This window comes from Peribacillus alkalitolerans, assembly GCF_010882125.1.
Classification (GTDB): Bacteria; Bacillota; Bacilli; order Bacillales; family DSM-1321; genus Bacillus_BN; species Bacillus_BN alkalitolerans.
In genome coordinates, this window is sequence record NZ_JAAGVZ010000004.1 from 33,861 (window position 1) to 52,341 (window position 18,481).

At 36.0% G+C, this 18,481-nt stretch carries 25 protein-coding genes; 9 read left to right on the forward strand and 16 right to left on the reverse strand.

The window, feature by feature from the left end; genetic code table 11:
• Positions 1-11 precede the first annotated feature (11 nt).
• Complete coding sequence (locus G3O09_RS06275; RefSeq protein ID WP_163100644.1) at positions 12-275, reverse strand: YfhJ family protein; 264 nt, start codon at positions 273-275, stop codon at positions 12-14.
• A gap of 115 nt (positions 276-390) precedes the next feature.
• On the opposite strand from G3O09_RS06275, the gene G3O09_RS06280 reads away from it, so the two are divergent.
• Positions 391-546, forward strand: a complete 156-nt coding sequence (locus tag G3O09_RS06280; RefSeq protein ID WP_275898301.1) for a small, acid-soluble spore protein K — start codon at positions 391-393, stop codon at positions 544-546.
• Positions 547-591: 45 nt separating this feature from the next.
• Complete coding sequence (locus G3O09_RS06285; RefSeq protein WP_163100645.1) at positions 592-741, forward strand: YpzG family protein; 150 nt, start codon at positions 592-594, stop codon at positions 739-741.
• A 34-nt stretch (positions 742-775) separates the two neighbouring features.
• On the opposite strand, the gene G3O09_RS06290 is transcribed toward G3O09_RS06285, so the two are convergent.
• A complete protein-coding gene (locus G3O09_RS06290) occupies positions 776-1,099 on the reverse strand; it encodes a YfhH family protein (RefSeq protein WP_163100646.1) in 324 nt (107 codons plus the stop codon).
• Between the two features lie 82 nt (positions 1,100-1,181).
• On the opposite strand from G3O09_RS06290, the gene G3O09_RS06295 reads away from it, so the two are divergent.
• Entirely contained in the window at positions 1,182-1,856 is a 675-nt protein-coding gene (locus G3O09_RS06295) for an SDR family oxidoreductase (RefSeq protein ID WP_163100647.1), read from the forward strand.
• Positions 1,857-1,874: 18 nt separating this feature from the next.
• On the opposite strand, the gene recX is transcribed toward G3O09_RS06295, so the two are convergent.
• Positions 1,875-2,681 carry a recombination regulator RecX gene (recX, locus tag G3O09_RS06300; protein WP_163100648.1) on the reverse strand — a complete coding sequence of 269 codons (807 nt, stop codon included), beginning with the start codon at positions 2,679-2,681 and terminating at the stop codon, positions 1,875-1,877.
• 102 nt (positions 2,682-2,783) lie between these two features.
• Here recX and G3O09_RS06305 point away from each other — a divergent pair, with 102 nt between their 5' ends.
• The 3 genes from G3O09_RS06305 to G3O09_RS06315 all read left to right on the forward strand — a co-directional run bounded on the left by G3O09_RS06305 (position 2,784) and on the right by G3O09_RS06315 (position 4,128).
• Positions 2,784-3,686: a TIGR01777 family oxidoreductase gene (locus tag G3O09_RS06305; protein ID WP_163100649.1), complete on the forward strand. Its 903-nt coding sequence runs from the start codon at positions 2,784-2,786 to the stop codon at positions 3,684-3,686.
• A gap of 72 nt (positions 3,687-3,758) precedes the next feature.
• Positions 3,759-3,881 (forward strand): YfhE family protein, encoded by a 123-nt coding sequence (locus G3O09_RS06310; RefSeq protein ID WP_163100650.1) that lies wholly within the window; start codon positions 3,759-3,761, stop codon positions 3,879-3,881.
• Between the two features lie 82 nt (positions 3,882-3,963).
• The gene (locus G3O09_RS06315) at positions 3,964-4,128 is read left to right on the forward strand and encodes a YfhD family protein (RefSeq protein ID WP_163100651.1); all 165 of its coding nucleotides are present in this window, start codon (positions 3,964-3,966) and stop codon (positions 4,126-4,128) included.
• A 42-nt stretch (positions 4,129-4,170) separates the two neighbouring features.
• Here G3O09_RS06315 and G3O09_RS06320 read toward each other — a convergent pair whose 3' ends face one another.
• From G3O09_RS06320 to G3O09_RS06340, 5 genes are all read right to left on the reverse strand, one after another.
• On the reverse strand, positions 4,171-4,671 hold the full coding sequence (locus tag G3O09_RS06320) for a DoxX family protein (RefSeq protein ID WP_163100652.1): 501 nt from the start codon (positions 4,669-4,671) through the stop codon (positions 4,171-4,173).
• 613 nt (positions 4,672-5,284) lie between these two features.
• Entirely contained in the window at positions 5,285-5,482 is a 198-nt protein-coding gene (locus G3O09_RS06325) for a hypothetical protein (RefSeq protein ID WP_163100653.1), read from the reverse strand.
• 237 nt (positions 5,483-5,719) lie between these two features.
• On the reverse strand, positions 5,720-6,220 hold the full coding sequence (locus tag G3O09_RS06330) for an NUDIX hydrolase (protein WP_163100654.1): 501 nt from the start codon (positions 6,218-6,220) through the stop codon (positions 5,720-5,722).
• Positions 6,221-6,409: 189 nt separating this feature from the next.
• Positions 6,410-6,871 carry a VOC family protein gene (locus G3O09_RS06335; protein WP_163100854.1) on the reverse strand — a complete coding sequence of 154 codons (462 nt, stop codon included), beginning with the start codon at positions 6,869-6,871 and terminating at the stop codon, positions 6,410-6,412.
• Between the two features lie 235 nt (positions 6,872-7,106).
• Positions 7,107-7,829 (reverse strand): AAA family ATPase, encoded by a 723-nt coding sequence (locus G3O09_RS06340; RefSeq protein WP_163100655.1) that lies wholly within the window; start codon positions 7,827-7,829, stop codon positions 7,107-7,109.
• A 129-nt stretch (positions 7,830-7,958) separates the two neighbouring features.
• Between G3O09_RS06340 and G3O09_RS06345 the strand changes: the two genes are divergently transcribed.
• A complete protein-coding gene (locus G3O09_RS06345; protein WP_163100656.1) occupies positions 7,959-8,819 on the forward strand; it encodes an MBL fold metallo-hydrolase in 861 nt (286 codons plus the stop codon).
• Positions 8,820-8,968: 149 nt separating this feature from the next.
• Here the strand turns inward: G3O09_RS06345 and G3O09_RS06350 are convergent, their stop codons facing one another.
• A complete protein-coding gene (locus G3O09_RS06350) occupies positions 8,969-9,442 on the reverse strand; it encodes a GNAT family N-acetyltransferase (RefSeq protein WP_163100657.1) in 474 nt (157 codons plus the stop codon).
• Positions 9,443-9,621: 179 nt separating this feature from the next.
• Here G3O09_RS06350 and G3O09_RS06355 point away from each other — a divergent pair, with 179 nt between their 5' ends.
• Positions 9,622-10,452, forward strand: a complete 831-nt coding sequence (locus G3O09_RS06355; RefSeq protein ID WP_163100658.1) for a 5'-nucleotidase, lipoprotein e(P4) family — start codon at positions 9,622-9,624, stop codon at positions 10,450-10,452.
• Between the two features lie 277 nt (positions 10,453-10,729).
• On the opposite strand, the gene speD is transcribed toward G3O09_RS06355, so the two are convergent.
• The 4 genes from speD to G3O09_RS06375 all read right to left on the reverse strand — a co-directional run bounded on the left by speD (position 10,730) and on the right by G3O09_RS06375 (position 14,298).
• Positions 10,730-12,037, reverse strand: coding sequence for an adenosylmethionine decarboxylase (gene speD / locus G3O09_RS06360; RefSeq protein ID WP_163100659.1), 1,308 nt, complete (start codon positions 12,035-12,037; stop codon positions 10,730-10,732).
• 316 nt (positions 12,038-12,353) lie between these two features.
• Positions 12,354-12,596: a hypothetical protein gene (locus tag G3O09_RS06365; RefSeq protein WP_163100660.1), complete on the reverse strand. Its 243-nt coding sequence runs from the start codon at positions 12,594-12,596 to the stop codon at positions 12,354-12,356.
• On the reverse strand, positions 12,593-13,147 hold the full coding sequence (locus G3O09_RS06370) for a GNAT family N-acetyltransferase (RefSeq protein ID WP_163100661.1): 555 nt from the start codon (positions 13,145-13,147) through the stop codon (positions 12,593-12,595). Before G3O09_RS06370 ends, G3O09_RS06365 begins: the two co-directional genes overlap by 4 nt.
• Before the next feature lie 107 nt (positions 13,148-13,254).
• Positions 13,255-14,298: an NAD(P)/FAD-dependent oxidoreductase gene (locus G3O09_RS06375; protein WP_420850333.1), complete on the reverse strand. Its 1,044-nt coding sequence runs from the start codon at positions 14,296-14,298 to the stop codon at positions 13,255-13,257.
• Positions 14,299-14,512: 214 nt separating this feature from the next.
• Between G3O09_RS06375 and G3O09_RS06380 the strand changes: the two genes are divergently transcribed.
• Positions 14,513-15,247, forward strand: a complete 735-nt coding sequence (locus G3O09_RS06380; RefSeq protein WP_163100663.1) for a FixH family protein — start codon at positions 14,513-14,515, stop codon at positions 15,245-15,247.
• A gap of 193 nt (positions 15,248-15,440) precedes the next feature.
• Here G3O09_RS06380 and G3O09_RS06385 read toward each other — a convergent pair whose 3' ends face one another.
• The 3 genes from G3O09_RS06385 to G3O09_RS06395 are packed head-to-tail and all read right to left on the reverse strand — an operon-like array spanning position 15,441 to position 18,432.
• Complete coding sequence (locus tag G3O09_RS06385) at positions 15,441-16,445, reverse strand: FecCD family ABC transporter permease (protein WP_163100664.1); 1,005 nt, start codon at positions 16,443-16,445, stop codon at positions 15,441-15,443.
• Position 16,446: 1 nt separating this feature from the next.
• Positions 16,447-17,478 (reverse strand): FecCD family ABC transporter permease, encoded by a 1,032-nt coding sequence (locus tag G3O09_RS06390; protein ID WP_163100665.1) that lies wholly within the window; start codon positions 17,476-17,478, stop codon positions 16,447-16,449.
• A 12-nt stretch (positions 17,479-17,490) separates the two neighbouring features.
• The gene (locus G3O09_RS06395; RefSeq protein WP_163100666.1) at positions 17,491-18,432 is read right to left on the reverse strand and encodes an iron-hydroxamate ABC transporter substrate-binding protein; all 942 of its coding nucleotides are present in this window, start codon (positions 18,430-18,432) and stop codon (positions 17,491-17,493) included.
• Between the last annotated feature and the right edge of the window lie 49 nt (positions 18,433-18,481).

Here is an 18,481-nt window from a genome sequence, read left to right on the forward strand (position 1 = left end):
ATTTCCCTTTTTTATTCTTTAGTACCTTCATTTAAAAAATGTTTATATTTTGGGTTATTGCCTGCAAATTCATGTAGGGATGGACCATAATTTTCTATCCATTGCCTCACGACTTTTTCTGTACGTTCTGGACCGCCATATTCATACCCAGCTTTGGCATACGTCGACTCAAAATCCTCCCAAAGCAATTCAACCCAAGTAAGTGCTTTTTCAAATGTAATGTGCTTATTTTTTTCAGTTAAAAGCTGTGCTAGTGGTTCAAAAATATCTTTCATGAAATCCACCTTCCTTGCCATTATTTAATCTAATTAGTTCTTTGTGTTTTGAATCATAATAATTGTACGCGCACATACCGCGTACCCAATCAATTCGTTTGAGGAGGAAATTAAATTGGCAGACAAAATCCCTAAGCAACATGGTAATAAATTCGAAGGTGAACCAAGAGCGAAAGCAGAATATGCTTCAAAACGCGCTAATGGCACCATCAATACTCATCCACAAGAACGAATGAGAGCTTCGAGCCAACGGGAATCAGATAGCCTTTAAAATACTTCTCATTTTGCAGTTTTTATTATTCAAAGGCGGAGTGGAATGATAAGCAAAAAACATGCTATTGGGTCCTCTAATCCATTTACCCAAGCAGGGACCAATTCTAGTCATGCAAAGGACCTTGTAAATGGGCAAGAGAAGCAATCCCAATCGCTTATTAAACTTAATGACTACATCCGCAAACGATCCTAATTTAGCTGAAAGACTCGGGGAAAATTCCCGGGTCTTATTTCTGCTCCTTTAATTTAAGCATAGAAATTGGAAGAGCCTCTTCCGTACCGTCTCCACCAAGTCTATAACCCCATGCGAAAACACCGTTTAAATAGTCTACCTTAAAATATGAACCAGGTGCACCTTCGATTGGATAGATTTCACCTTTTTCAAAATCATCTGGGTTAATTAAATATGATTTAGCCATGATGGCTTTACGCTCTAAAACTGCAAATTCGTTTACCATTCCCATTTGTTCTGCTTTACGGGCTTTTTCGTGAAGAGTAGCAATTTCTTGTTGCAACTCATATGAACTCATTTGACTATATCGTTTTTCCATTCTTTACTGCACCTCGATTTTATGTGTACGATTAATAGCATAACAAAATTTTTGGCAGATTAACATCAAGAGGAGGATGAAAATGAAAGCTGCATTAATTACAGGTGGCGGTTCTGGACTAGGAAAAGAACTTGCGCTACTATTTGCTAAGCATGGATACCATGTCATTCTAACTGGGAGAAGTGAGGACAAACTTGAATTAGTACGACAAGAAGTTTCAGCATTTGGAGGAAAGTCTTCCATTCATAATTGTGATATTCGAAATCCAAAAGAGATAGTCTCACTTATGAACGTTGTCGCGAAAGACTTTGAGTTAGAAATATTGGTTAATAATGCAGGAGTGGGTTTCTTTGGTCCAATCGAAGAAATCGAAGACGTACAGATTAGCTCAATGCTGGATACAAATGTTTTAGGGACCATCCTTATGACAAAAACCTTTCTTCCACTTTTAAAGAAAAAGAAATCCACCATTATTCAGGTGATCTCGACTGCTGGATTACGTGGAAAAGTGAATGAATCGGTCTATTGCGCAAGTAAATTTGCTGTTCGTGGTTTTTCCGAGAGCTTGCAAAAGGAATTGGAAGGTACTAATGTTAGAGTTGTCAATGTCTACATGGGGGGGATGAACACTCCATTCTGGGACGAATCCGAACACATTTCGGATAAATCAAGATTGCGTTCTCCCCAAGAAATCGCTGAAATTATCGCACATCAATACAAGTCCACCAATGAAATCATAATAGAATCAAATAAATGACAAAGGGGTTTCCCTCTGTCATTTTTCATCTTCTTCTAAATATTTTTGAATCATATCTATGGAAAACCCTTTACGATACAATGCAGTCTTCATTTTTTGCAAATACTCGAATCCTTCGTATTTTGAGTATTTCTTTGATAACTTTTCTCCCTGAAATACAAGGCTTCCCCACTCTTGATTTTCATTTTCTTCTGGAAAACTCTCTTCTAATGCTTTTTGGATAATGGAACGCTGGTATCCTTTAAGCGTTAGTTGCTGCTCGACCTTCATCCGATATTGAATAATAGATTGTTTATTAGGTTTTTTGTTCGCTTTTTCCAAAAGGTCTATAGCATGGTGTAATTGAAGATCGGGTGTATATTGCTCTAAAGCCTGTTCTAACATCTCACCTTTAATCCCTTTTTCTTGTAATTCATTTTTGATGACAACTGGACCTTTTTTCGTCGTATTTATTTGTGTTCGGACGTATGCTAAAGCAAATTCAAGGTCATTTAAATAACCTTGTCCAGCCAATTTGTGGATCACTTCCTGAATTACATGTGATTCCGCTTCCTTTTCCCTAAGATAGTGACGAATCTCCTGTTCTGAGCGCATCCGGATGGATAAATAATGAACAGCTTGGGTATAAGCCTTTTGAATACTTTCTCGATAACTTATTTCACTTAATTCAAATTCATCAACTTCCATTCCTTTTTTCAAACCAAGTTTAATTAGTGTATCTTCACTTACACTAAACCCATATTCTTCTCCGTTACCTTTATCAATATATATATTGTATCGATCTTTTAATTTTTTCTGGACGGCTATTTTTGTGATGATTGCCAATAGTCTCACCTCAATTAATACTGTAGCACATTTTAGAAAAGGGTTCTTTCCTAACGATATCGAACTAGGTAAATAATAAAGATTCAAGGAGGAAATCTTCCAATGAAAATTGCCATTGCGGGTGGGAGTGGATTTGTCGGTAAAGAGCTGACAAAGCTTCTTACTTCTCAAAATCATCAAGTGATTATATTGACACGCAAGCAAACAAATTCTAACAAACCTAATGTCAAGTTTGTAAAATGGCTCAGTACTGATTCTCTTCCTGAAGTACACCTTGAAGGAGTAGATGCAATTGTCAACCTAGCTGGGGAGTCGATTAACAGTGGTAGATGGAATCAAGAAAGAAAAAAACGTATTCTTGACAGTAGGATTTCTACTACGGCTGAAATCAATAGAATCATTCAATCACTGGTAAAGAAGCCAGATGTGTTAATTAACGCAAGTGCTATTGGTTGGTATGGAACGTCTACTATTGGGACATTTACAGAACTTCATCCCACTCCTGGTGACGATTTTCTAGCAAATACCGTAAATCTTTGGGAAGAAGAAGCAAAAAAAGCTGAAGCTTATGGGATTCGTGTTGCCCTCATGCGCTTCGGAATCATTTTAGGTAAAGATGAAGGTGCCCTACCTAAAATGGTGCTTCCATATAAAATGTTCGCAGGTGGGCCAATAGGACAAGGCAATCAATGGATGAGTTGGATTCACCTTGAAGATGTGGCTCGGGCAATAGAGTTTTCTATTTTAACTAAGGAGCTAAAAGGACCTGTAAACATCAGTGGTCCAAAACCAGTTAAGATGGACGAATTTGGCAGGACCCTGGGAGATGTACTTCATAGACCTCATTGGTTTCCAACACCTAGGATATTATTAAGATCTGTCTTAGGAGAGATGAGCATACTAGTGCTAGAAGGTCAAAAGGTCATTCCAGAGAAGTTAATTCAACAATCCTTCATTTATAAACATCCAATATTAAAAGAGGCATTAGCCGATCTCTTAACCTAATTAAAATTTCTAAGTATGTTTTTCATCTTCATGGAAAAAATGGATAGTAGTTCTGATGAAGGAGTGATAAACATGGAAAAGAAAAAAGCAGAAAAAATGAAACGTACACTTACAAGTACTCAAGAGGTCACTTATCAACATGAATTCAAAATGGCAGATCGTGCTGGTGGTTATTCTAAAAAGACAATAAGGTAAGATTACTCGTTTCATACATAGCACTTACCCTCTCCGTAGAAACTATATAAGGAAGCCTAGCTCTTCCAAATATCATACTGAGGTGAGTACAGTGGAAAAGAATAAAACTTTTAAAACACATGCCGCAGAGAATTTTAAAAGCGACGGTATCGATGTGGAATATTCAGCAGAATTAGCCGATCAAGACGACTTAGAGGCACAAGCCCGCTCTAAAGCTGCAGACGAAAGAGCGAGAAGACGTAAATAAAAACAAGGGCCGCTCACATGAACGGCCCTTGTTTTTATTACATCATACCAATCGCTCCAAACTGTTGTCTCTTTTTACGAAACGGTTCTTCAAAAATGGAACTGTCCATCGATCTAATCCATATTGATAAGCACCTGTTCCTGCGAATAATAAAATTACCGCAATAGTGTAAAGGATAGGATTCGTACTCGTTGTACCTGCTAACAAGAAATTCAGATTCATGAACGCACCAGCTATTAATGCTGGAATAGTAGCAATCCCTAGTATAAGTCCCATACCGACGAGCACTTCACCCCATGTCACTAAAAAGCTGAAGAAATCTGCGTTAGGTAATGCAAAGTTTTCTAAAAAAGTAGCATACCATCCTTGAACTGCAGGATGTTCACCCGTCGCCTTAGCAATCGCACCTTTCATAAATCCTCCCGCATCAAATTCACCAGTAGCTTTCCCCCACCCAGCCTTTAGCCATTCAATCCCTAACCAAACTCTTAATACTGTCCAAATCACACCAGCAATCGGTCCATTCTTCCAACTTGTGCCCATTACACTCATCTCCTATGGTATATAAAATAAGAAGATAATTTGTGAATAAATTCACAAACAAAGATAAAAAAATTTCTAATTTCTTTAATGATAGCTATCTGTATTAGTGAAAATAGAATGAACTGTTACAGTATGAACTGCATGGATTCTTTTTCTATCTCCTCTACACTTTCATCATACTCCCAAGTATCCCTTGTTGCAACGGACTTCACAATGTTTTCACATATGATTTTTGAAATGATATTAATTCATTCTGTTCTATAAAATTTCATTTTTTATAGGAATACAGTCATCCTATCCACATATGAGACTATTTTCACAGAAGTTATCAACAGATTTTATCCACAATTATGTGAATTATGTGAATAATTTAGATAAATTAAGTCATATGAACTACTTTTTATCCACAGGTTATTTCCAACAGTTATCCACACAACCCATAAAAAATGTTAATAAATTTCCAAAAGTTTGGTCTGTTAACACTTAACATGTGGATAAACCTGTTAATAACTTGTTAGTAGTGCAAAAAAAAAACGCTATTAATGTCGAGCTTGTTATGGACAACACGAGTGCAAAAAAAAATACACACCATTTTGAGTGTGTAAAATATTGATCATGATTTATTCTTACTCAATGGATAGACAGATTCAACTTGAACCCATTGAGGCTTTACCCGATACTCTTGAGCTTTTTGTGAAACAAGTTTTTGAATAGCTTCCTCTTCATTTTTTGCATGAAGTAAACTTCTGCCAGTAAGTGTACTACCATCTTCTACTGTTGCATACCATACAATTCGATATTCTATATCCACAGATTTGTTCACCTCTATCTTTTTCTTCAACATTCATAGCATGGTTTCTTTAGTAAACTTTAAATGAATATTAGTCAAAATAGAACGTGTATTTTATACCAATTTTTCAAAACAATATTTGGGGCTTTCTTTAACACACTCATCATAAATTTAAGACTTGGAAAGTGTGTCAGAAAAGTGTCAAGGAAATAAAAAAGCAGTATAGCAATCGCCATACAGCAAAATAATAGATATATTTTATGAATCTTTACTATCAATAAATCTAAACAAGTCATTCAGATAAAAATAGTTAATAAATATCTTCTGTTTAACCATATCTTTAATTTCCTGAATGGTTGCCCATTTTAAATCACTGACTTCTTCAACTTGCATAGTGCACTCGCTAATCTCAAAATCCTGCTTTATCAGCCATACATCACAAATGTTATCTTTTCTTGTAACTGTAAAAGCAACTTCTGCATTTGCCATATCTGCTTGAATCCCAATTTCTTCATACATTTCACGGGCGCATGCAATATGACTATCGTCGCCTGCTACAGCAGATCCTCCTGTCATGGCCCACATATTCGGACGCAACTGCATAGTGGATGCCCGCTTTTGAATCAAGAACTCTCCCCTGCTATTCATAATCCAAATATGAACGACAAGGTGATATTCCCCTACTTCCAGTTTCTCTCCTCGCACGATCGTCTTACCAGTCTTTTCTCTATTAATATTATAAATATCCCAGATTTCCATATTGACCTCCTTACCTAACTTATATAGATATTTTTATCATATTCTCTAAACATCCAATAATATCCTTTCCATAAACATTTGCTGAAACTATCTTCATCTTAAAGTTCTTGATAACTATAAAAGCCAGCATATGCTTATGCTGACCTTACTTAAATCTTTATTTGCTTGTTATTTCTTCAAGCACATGTTTTAAGACATATTATTAGCTTTTTTCCAAGTACTGAGATGGATTGATCCTAATTCAGGTTTCTGTTCCCCATTCAATGCTGTAATATATTCTAAAGAATTCCCGTCTGGGTCTCTAAAATAATAGCTTGCTGAAGGCATCCAAGCATGCACAATTGGCTCACTTGTGTCTAGACCAAAGTCAGGTCTTAAGTTAATCCCTTTTTTTGTTAAATATTCAGGTACTTGTAATAATTCTTCATAAGAAACGTAAAAAGCAAAATGTGAAGACACAAATTGTTCTGCTGAAACTTCCCATACTCCTAGCATCTGTTCTTTAATAGAAGAATTCCCTAGCCAAAAGAAAGCCACCCTGCGCTTTTCAATGAGGTGGGCTAATTCCAAATCTAGATTTTGATAAAATGCCACTGCCTCCTCTAGGTTCTTCGTCTTCACATGAGTCTCAAATAATTTAGCATTTTTCATCATTTCCCTCTCCTTTAAGGTTTTTATTTATATCCTTAGTTTAATTCAAGCATTGAGGAGCTAAATCAGAACGTTGACTGAAATGAGATTACGTCTTTAGTCGTAGATGGCAATAACTCTTGTTATTAAATCGATATTTTATAAATTTTGTAAATATACTTCTAAGATAAATCACGAAATAAATAAAGAGCTCCTCAGATGACGTTTTTTCAAGTCACTTAGAAGCCCCTATGTATTAATTATCTTTTAATATCTCTTTTAGAAACCGCTCCCTCTGATCAAGAAAATATTTTGTAATTTGATAGTGATCCGTTTTTTCATAATCAATCTCTGATATTTCACCATCGTCAAAGTTCAAAATGGTCGCATCTGGATAACCCAATAGAATTGGAGAATGTGTAGCTATAATGAATTGACAATTGCCACCATTTACCAAATCATGGATAATTCTAATAAATGCCAGCTGTCTTTGAGGGGATAATGCAGCCTCTGGCTCATCCAATAAGTAAATCGATTTGCCTTTAAAACGATTTAAAAAAAGTGATAAAAATGCTTCCCCATGGGATTGTTGATGGAGCGAACGACCACCATAATCCTTAAATCCACGATTATCAATCTCATCAATATGAGATGCAAAATGATAAAAAGACTCGGCACGTAGAAAAAAACCATTACTAATTTTGGGTAGCCAAGAAAGTCTGATAAATTCCCCAAGGGACGACTCTGAAGCATGTACGTCATATTTATTATTACGTCCCCCTCCAGCTGTATTAAACTCGCATTTATCTGCAATGGCCTCTAAGAGAGTGGATTTACCAGAACCATTCTCTCCAACAAAGAATGTTACAGGACTTTTTAAATTAATTTGATCAAGGTTTTTAATTGAAGGAATGGATAATGGATAGTAGTTAAATGATGTTATCTTTTCTCGTTCAAGGGTGATCCTTTTTAAAAACATATTTGTTCACCTACACTATGCGTTTGAAATTATAGTAACATTAAATCATTGAAACTTGCTCTTTTATTAAGAGGAACATTGTAACCTATTTTAGAATGAGAAATTAGTTTATTTTTAGGAGGAAGTCTTTTGCAAACTTTAGAGAGAATTTCAGATAAATTTTGGTTTCAAACTCCAGTATCTGAAACCGATCGTCCCATTCTTGGAGTTGTAGTGGGAGATAAACAAACTTTAATGATTGATGCTGGAAACTCAGAAGCTCATGCGAAATATTTTTTAGAGGAACTATCTGAACGCAACATTCCAATACCAAATTTAGTTGCCATCACTCATTGGCATTGGGACCATATATTTGGATTGTCAGCTCTTAAAATGCCATCAATTTCTTCAATACATACAAAAATAGAAATGGAGAAAATGATTCCTTATTTGTGGACTGATGAGGCTTTGGACGATCGGGTAAAAGATGGAATAGAAATTGAATTTTGCTCAACTGCAATAAAGAAGGAATTTGGAAATAACCGTGACATCCAAATTTCGTTACCTACCATTACATTTAAAAATCGACTTGAAATTGACCTTGGTGGAGTGACATGCATTTTACAACACGTAGGAGGTGACCACTCCTATGACTCTGTAGTGGTTTATGTAAAAGAGGAGAAAATCTTATTCTTGGCAGATAGTATTTATCCTGACATTTATAATGAAAAAAGAAACTATACAATAAAAAACACACTTTCCTTATTAACCTTACTAGAAACATTTGACGCAAATACCTATATCCTCTCCCATTGGAAGCCTATTTCAAAAGAAGAGTTTGAAGTGGAAGCTCATTTATTAAGAACAGTCGCAAAAATCACTGAAACGTTCCAAGGAGACTTTATTCAAATGAAAGAGGCCTTCGAAACCTATGTGGAACGACCACTAACCGAAGATGAAATCGAGACACTTGAATACTTTGCTAATGGATATGAAATGCAAAATAAATAATTATTACCCTGGGTGCCTTGATTTTGAGGCACCCTATTTATTGAGAATAAAGATTCATTGAATCTCTTTTAGTTATGATTTTTTTCATTATATTTCCAGATCTAATTCCAAGTTTGTATTTAGTAGTTATTATATTTTGCTCATAGTTCTTATAATTCCTTACTAAACATCACCATATCGAGTGCTCGGATTCCATCTTCAAATATTGGCTCCGGATATTTTTTGAAGAAGTCTTTTTTGATATCCGTCATTCGGAATCCTGCTTTTTGATAGAAAGCTAAATTTGCAATACTAGAATTTGCAGTTCCTACACTCATGAATTTATATTGTTTTTCTCTAAATAGATGAAATGCCTTTTTTATGACCTCTTTTCCTAATCCCTTTCCTCTTGCTTCTGGAATTAAAGCCATATTTTTTATCTCCACTACTTCTGAGGATTCAAAGATAAATAAAATAACACCAATAAATTCCCCTTCGTTATGGATGGCATACAACTCTCCTTCATCTATATATAATGTGATGACTTCCTCACTCTCATCAGCCATAAGTAGGTAAGCCATATATCGAATTCTCTCTTCATGCTTTACCTCATTAAGATGAACACTAGTACTATTGATATCCATATAATTCCCCTTAAAAATTCGAATATTTTCGCTTGAAATATGTACTAATTCTTTATGATAACAATCACTTCACGAATATTTTTATATCAAAAGCTTATCCTAATCATGTTTAGGTTCAGTTTTTTTGTATCTTTCAATCTAGAGTACCAAAAACAATCTATTACACAAAGGAGAGAATCATGAAAAAATCAATCTTAGCAACTGCATTTGTTACGACTCTAACGGTCGGTTCATTGGCTGGTATTAGTATTGGTAAAGCAGAGGTAGCGAAAAGTACACAAGAGCATCTGGTCGCGGCAACGAATTGGTTCCAAACGTCTGCGGAAAACAAGGCATTACAAATTCAAACCTATAACCAAGCAAAAGAAGAGTTGGCTGAAATTATTGAAGAAAAGAAAAAGAAGGACAAGCAAGCTAAAAAGAAGGGATTACCTCCTGCCGTAGTTCTGGACATTGATGAGACTGTTCTAGACAATTCCCCACACACTGCATGGGCAATTAAGAATAACGCTGCTTATCCTGCTGGCTGGGAAGAATGGGTAAATATGGCAAATGCAGAACTCATCCCTGGGGCAAAAGATTTCTTGCTTGCAGCTGATAAGATGGGCGCAGAAATTTTTTATGTCTCCAATCGTACTGTTGCGGAAAAAGAGGCGACGATGAAAAACTTAAAACTTCATGGACTTCCTAATGTGGATGATAAACATTTGTTATTGAAAACAACAACGTCCCAAAAAGGCCCTAGGCAAGCTGAAATCGCTAAAACAAATGATATCGTAATGCTTATCGGAGATAATGCAAATGACCTTTCTGACATCTTCTATAAAGCAGACTTAAAAACACGAAAAGATAATGTGGATAAAATTGCCAGCGAACTCGGTACTAAATATATTCAGCTGCCAAACCCAATGTACGGTGATTGGGAAGCGGCAATATACAATTATAAGATGGATAAAACGGACGATCAAAAAGCAATGGATCGTTATAATGCATTAAAACCAATGAAGTAATCAAAAAACCAGGAGAACCTAAACCTCCTGGTTTTTTGTACCATCTATTTTACGATCACTGCTTTAATATGGAGAATATGTAAAAGTCCAAACTTTGATAACAATGGAACAAATGCCATCGGAATAAGGTGAAATTTTTAATGCCCTATTTTTGTGAATTAGTCATTTTATTAGACCACACTGTAAAGCTAAATGATTTTGTCCTCAATCAAAATTATAATAAAGAAACATAAAATAACCTCCTAGGGTTAGGAGGCATTTCATAGGCAATAACCTATCATATCATATTTTCCATTTCTTCTTTATATATTTCATGTAGCTTAAGTTCGTCATAGGTATTAACGATTGCTAGTTTTCGTAGAGCTTTGATAGAAGAAGGTATTTGAAATAGTTTGTCTTTCTCGGATGAAAATGTTTTATGAGGAACAGTCACATCCGGAAGTTTTTTTGTCAATTCTTTATGAGCACCCAAATGGTATCCCCATAATCCAAAGGAAGGTACAATCACATTATAGGGAAGCGTATTTAATCCTGATGATTTAATAGTCTCACCAATGCTCCAATATGCAATCGGCGCATCTTCTGGAGAATTGGATTGGCACACTAATACACCTTCCGAAGATAAAAGAGTTGCTACTTGACTAAATAGTTCCTTTGTATATAAGGAGCTGATGATTGCGTCGACAGGATCTGGAAAGTCAATGATAATCACATCATAGGGTTGCAAGTCATTCGTAATAAAGCTCTTTGCGTCCTCAATATGAATCTGAACTCTATCGTCTAAAAAAGAACGACTATTTTGAGCTAAAAGAGAGGGATTTGTTTTGGCCAAATTAATGATAGTAGAATCGATATCAACAAGATCCACTTGCTTTACTGTTGAATATTTCAACACTTCACGTAGACCTAGTCCATCACCGCCTCCTAGAATGAGCACTCGTTCTGGTGAACCAGTCAACTCCATAGCAGGGAATATTAGTGCTTCATGGTAATAACTTTCATCTAAAGAGGAAAACTGTAACTCTTGTCCAATATACAAGCGAAGATCTTTAGCTTCAACTAATACAATGTCCTGGAAATGACTCGATCCATTATAAAGTATATTATGATTTCCAGTCATTAGTTCTTTAAACTGCTTTAAGTCCTTGTCGTTCCCTAGATCTTCTCTAACCATAAATGGCGTATTTATTTCACTATCTGCTGTTACTAAATTCATTTTTTTCATAATGGGTGTGGGAATAGATTCAAAGCCACGTGATAGCTCGTGAATGACTACTCTTCTAACCTCCATTTTTTCCAACATCACTCTTAAGACAGGCCATAGTTGTTGATTCCCGCATGTATATAAATCCAACGCTGCATAACCATGTTCTGGCCATGTGTGAATAGAAATATGTGAAGTTGAAAGAACTAATACCCCAGCTACCCCTTCAGGTGAAAATGAATGAAAAAATGTTGATAAGATTTCCATTTCTAAATCTGTAACTGCTTGAGTCATTAATTCTTTTAATTTGGGTGCATCATTAAGAATTTCAGGATTACATTCAAATGCATCAATAATGGAATGCTGCCCTTTTGTATCCATTTATACACGTCCTTTATTTTCTATTGTTCATCTAGTTACATTATGACAATGGCATATAAAAGGTTTGTACAAGTCCCTTTTTCATAAAAAAATAGGGATTTACCCATAATTGAATGGCAAAAAAACCACCGGTTATGGTGGTTTAACTGTCTTTATTTTGTGACCAACAATACTATTTCCCCACGTGCTTTGATCCTTTTATCCCTATATTCTATAAACACAACCTTCTTATTTTTAATCAATACCTCAGCTGCTTCTATCTATAGGTTAGGGCACTTCCTCTAAATTTAAAGACCACTTTACTTTCGGGTTAAGTTTAACGGCTAATTTCGGATTCAATCCTATTTTCTTTCAATTGTCCATTCTCGTAATCTTCTAATGAATGAAAGGAAATTCTAGGCAAAAACTCCAGTCTTTCCATCCTTTCACTTAATAACTCTATAAAATCCTTTCTTTCCTGTTCACTAACTCCAGATGGCACTATAAAAGGTTCGATAACATCCATTCCAGAGAAGTATAGAATTTCATGATGAATGTTAAAATACGATCCCTTTTTCATTCAATAATCCAATCACTTTTTAAAAGAGCATATTGAAAATGGTCCTTCCATTCTCCATTAATCAATATATTCTTCCTCGCAAGTCCTTCTCTTTGAAAGCCTAATTTCTCTAATACCTTAATAGAAGCAAGATTGCCAGGGAACACTCCAGCTTCTAATCTATGTAAATGTAATTTCTGGAAAGCAAATGCAACTGCTAAACGTAATGCTTCGGTTGCATAGCCTTTCCCAAGTTGATCATGATCGATCGAATACCCGATGGAAGCTGAATAAAAAGGAAAAGATTTTACACCATATAAAGAAAAGTCTCCTATCAATTCACCTGTTTCTTTAAGAAAAACTCCCCATGAATAGCTTTTCCCTGCATGTGTACTAAGTAAATCAAGCTGTATATTCTCTATATGGGTATCCAAAGAATAATATTTTTCATCTCGTTCAGGTTCGGATAAACTCCAAAAATATTTATTTTTAATGATGAGATCCAACAGATCCTCTGCATCATCGACATCTAGAATTCTCAAATAGATACGGCTTCCATCTAGTTGTTCCATCTCAATCCCTCTCCTTTCAGCATTTTAAATAAGCCAATATTAACCTATAACTTTTACTATATTGTAAAAAAGACATCCCGAATCAGCCAATTCAGGATGCCTTATTGTTATCGAACCAATTGTTTAACCAATTCTCTATTACGTTCTTTAAAAACCTCATTATGAGATGAGACCATCGCAATTTCACTTGCATCAGGTTGAATAAATTGTTTTGCTTTATTAACGGCATTTGCTGCATCTTGGAAAGTTCCGGCGATCAAGTTCAATTTGCCATCGTGTTTTAGAATATCCCCTGCTGCGTAGAGTCCTGGGATTGAGGACTCACTATTTACATTACCAGCAATATAAAAATTATCCAAAATTTCAAGGTTCAATTTACTGTTGGCTAATAAACTCGCATCTTGTTCATATCCATGATTGATAATCACTTCATCAACTGACAAATATTCAATCTTATTAGTTTCATTATTTGTCAATTCTACTATATCAATATACTCATTATTCATACCTGCGATTAATTTAGTAATAGAAGTATTAAACATACAAACTGCAGAACTATTCATTAGTTGCTTCACTTGTGCTTCGTGACCTGATAGGGCATCTTTTCTATACGTTAGGTAAACCTGTTTGGCAATGGGTACTAACTCATTTGCCCAATCGATAGCAGTATTACCTCCACCTGAAATGATCACTGTTTTATCTTTGAAATGTTTAATTGATTTTACTGTGTAATTTAAATTAGACACTTCAAACCGCTCAGCACCTTCTATGTTCAACTTTTGAGGGTTTAAAATGCCACTACCCACAGCTACAATTACTGTTTTAGAAAAGTGATGTTGACCTGATGCTGTTTTAAGTATAAAAATTTTGTCCTCATTACGTTCTATCGATTCTACTTTTTCATTTAACACTACTTCAGGATTAAAGGTTAATCCCTGTTCTACTAATTGCTCAATTAACTTTGCTCCTGGGAGAGGTGCATGACCCCCTACGTCCCAAATCATTTTCTCAGGATAAACATGAATTTTCCCGCCTAATTTTGGTTGATACTCAATAATTTTCGTTTTCATTTCCCTAAGTCCACTATAAAAAGCAGAGTAAAGTCCTGCTGGCCCTCCTCCAATTATTGTCACATCGTAAATATCAGGCATAGTCAAAATCACTCGCTCCTCATTTAAATAATATTGATTATCATTATCATTTAATTAAAATATATTACTAAATCTCTAGTTTTACAACCATTAATACAAAAGGGAATTTAATGGCCTTTCTTATTACCCATGTTATTATTCTTAGTTATAAATTTTTCAGAATCTGTCAAGACTCTTTAAAGAATATTTATAGATTAAAGAAAGAGGAGAAAAAATGAAAAAATTTAGTATTCTATTATTCGTATTCTTACTAATGATGGTTGGTTGTACACAAACAAAAGAAGATGTAGTTCCAACAAGTAAAGCGGTAGAAATGATCGATGTAACCATTCAAACTCCCACTACCGTACAAACAAATGAAAAGGTTAAGATCGAGGCACTAGTTACATTCGCCAATAAAAATGTAAACGACGCTAGTGAAGTTCTTTTCGAAATATGGAAGTCAGGTCAAGATAAGCGCCAGATGCTAGATGGTAGACCTCTCGGTAAAGGCATTTATTCTTCGGAAACAATTTTTAAAGAGGATGGAAAATATTTCATTGTCGCTCATGTTACTGCAAGAAATATGCATGCAATGCCAAAGAAAGAAGTTGTTGCAACCTCAGTTGATAAAAATACCCAATCCAATGCAACTCATACGCATCAACATGAGCACAGCAGCCAAGTATCCATTGACTTCCAACCTACTACTGCAATTAAAGCCAATAAAGATGTAACGCTTTCTGCAAAAGTGCTAAATGAGGGACAACCTCTTGAAGGTGCAACTGTTACTTTTGAAATTTTGAAAAAAGATCAAAAGAAACCTTTCTTCATTGATGCAGTAGAGGGTTCGGATGGAAGGTATAAGGTGAATAACTTATTCCCTACTCCAGGAACCTATAAGGTAAAAGTCCATGTCAAGAAAAATCATATTCATGAACATCAACAAGATTCGATAGAAGTGAATTAAACTGCCAAAATGAAATTGAGGGTGACTCATTTGGGTCTGATTCTACACCGTTAACTGTGGATCAAACTCTTAGAGACACCCTCTTTATTTACGAAGGGGGTTATAAGTCATTTATACAATATCAAGAAGGTTATTCTTAATTCTTCAGATAAAATATTGATTAGTAAATCTACAGTTTAACGATTATTTGATTCTACTTTCTCGCCAATAAATACATAAAATAAGGTGCCCCAATGACAGTTACCACAATTCCAGCCGGTATACCACTTGGGTCTAATAAGACTCTTCCGATTGTATCCGCCACAAGAAGCAAGATGGCACCAATAATGGCTGCTAAAGGCAAGAATCCTTGATGACGGGGACCTACTAGACTTCTAGCGATATGTGGAGCCATTAGCCCTACAAATCCAATTCCACCACTAACCGATACAGAGGCTGAAGCGAGAGCAACTGCAATAATGATCAGAATTCTTCTTTCTTTCTCAACATGAACGCCAACCCCTATGGCGACGTTCTCATGTAAATTCAATGTATTCAGGACGTTAGATTTGATAAAAACGAGAGGCAGTAAGATAAGGATCCATGGAAGTAAGGCCAAGACAAACGTCCAGTTATCTCCCCATATTTTCCCTGCCGTCCAACTTGCAATAAATGCATATTGCTCTTGGTCAAAATGGCTTGCGAGTGTTAAGGTTGCCCCGTACATAGCTGCTGCCATTCCGACACCCACTAACACTAGTCTTGTAGGATCTGCTCCCTCACCTTTTTTATAAGCCATAAGGTAGATAAAGGCTGCAGTAATTAATCCTCCAATTAAAGCAAATAAGGGTAAAACGTATAAGAAATTATTAGCATTTCCAAAAAATAAAACATAGAAAACAACCATAAGACCTGAACCTGCATTTATTCCTAGAATCCCTGGATCAGAAAGAGGGTTCCTCGTGACGCTCTGGAGTATAGCTCCTGAAATAGCTAAGCCCATTCCAGCCAATATGGAAATAACGATTCTTGGAAGTCGAAAATCAAATAATATTAAATTTTCCTTAGCTGTCCCCTGCCCTATTATTGTGTGCCAAAGTTGCGCTGGTGAAAGCGAAACATATCCCGTTCCAACGCTTATGACAAAAGAAAATATTAATAGAGCGAAGGCTACGATCAACGTTAGACGTACTTTTTTTTGTTGCTTGGAATTAATCATGCTATTTTCTTCCTCCCTTTCTAGCAAGATACAGGAAGAAAGGTACACCAATTAAGGAAATAATGGCTCCCATCGGTGTTTCAAAAGGAGGGTTAATCATCCTAGCTGTTGTATCAGCTAGGACCATCAATACACTTCCAAACATTGCTGAACATGGGATAATCCAACGGTAATCTGTTCCAACCAGAAATCGGACAATATGTGGCAACATCAAACCGACAAAGGCAATCGAACCAACTAAAGAAACGGCTGTCCCTGCAAGCAACAGAACGACTATCATTAGTATTGTTTTAGTTAAGGCTGTACGCTGTCCTAATCCTTTTGCCATTTCCTCACCAAAGCTTAAGATGGTTAATCCCTTTGAAAATATAATTGCTACTAAAACTCCCCCTATAACTACAGGGGTGATGAGCTTCAGTTGTTGCCAGTTTGTTCCAGACACACCACCAGCCGTCCAAAATGCTAGGTCTTGTGAAAGTTTGAAGTAAAGTGCAACTCCTTCTCCTAATGAGGCTAATAATGCTGAAACGGCAGCTCCAGCCAAAGTTATCCGGAGAGGAGTCATTCCATTTCTACTTAACGATCCTAATCCAAATACCATCCCTGCCCCGATTCCAGCACCAATAAAAGATATAATCATGACGGTTAAATAGGTAGGACTTGCATGAAAAGCAAAAACACATGCAAGAGCCAGACTTGCTCCGGCATTTAAACCGAGCAAACCTGGATCGGCAAGAGGATTTCTTGTCATGCCTTGCATGATGGCACCACTAACAGCAAAGGCTGCTCCAACTAGAGCAGCACCCAACTCCCTAGGAAGCCGGATACTGCGAATAATTTGATCTGCTGAGTTACTAGAGTCATAGTTAAATATCGATCTCCAGACAGTAAGAAAATCAATGTTGGCGGCACCTACTGAAATGGCAAGAACGATACTTCCTATAAGAAGAACAAACCCTAATGTTAATATTGATGTCCCCACTGCCGGCCTTGAATAGATTTCATTTTCTTGTCCCTGTTTGGTTTTGAACATGGGCTAAGTCCTTTACTTCCCTTTAGTTAGGTTTTCTACAATGAAATCAAGCTCTTTTTCAAGTGAAATTGGATCATTGAAATAGAATGAAGCTGAGTCAAATTGAATCACTTGATTTTTTTGAACAGCAGGTATGCCTTTCCACACATCTGTTTCCATAAATGAGTTATTGGCAGCATTTCCTCCACCGTCACCTACAAAGATGTAATCCCCAGCGTATTGTGGAATGACTTCAGCAGAAATAGCTTTCCAACCTGTAGCAAATACATCTTGCTCTAATTTCTCAGGTGCCTTTAAGCCAAGCGCTTGATAAATGACCTCTGTCCCACGTCCCCAGTTGTTACCATATACATACAAATCCTTACCGAATGATTCAAATACCATAAAAGTCTTATCTTCACCAATTGCTTCTTTTACCTTCTTGCTTGCAGCGTCAGATTTCTCTTTCCATTCTTCTACCCATTGCTTAGCTTCTTCTTCTTTACCAACGATTTTACCAATTTCAATATGTTGATCTAGATAGTTATATTTTTCATATGTTAATGCGATTGTAGGAGCGATTTCTTCGTACTTTTTAATATTTTTATCAGTTGAATACGTAACAATCAAATCAGGATTCAGAGAGATTAGCTTCTCTAATGAATCTTCTGTAACAACCTCAACATCATCAAGCTTGCCTTCATAGAACTTGTTTCCTTTAGGCCACTCATTAACTGCGATTGGCGTAATCCCCAATTCAAGCAAGTTCCCTGCATATGTAGCACCTAGCATTGCAATTCTCTTCGGATTCGCTGGGATTTCAACATCTCCATTTTCACCTTTATATATACGTGTTTTTGGTTCAGAATCAGCAGTTGAACTTTTATCTTTAGTTGTTTCTGTTGACTGACCACAAGCAGCCAATAATCCAACTAACAGTATGGCAATAAACCCTAGCAAAATATTTTTTTTCATTGTATTCATCTCCATTTTTATCGATAATAAAAATCATTCTCAATTACTC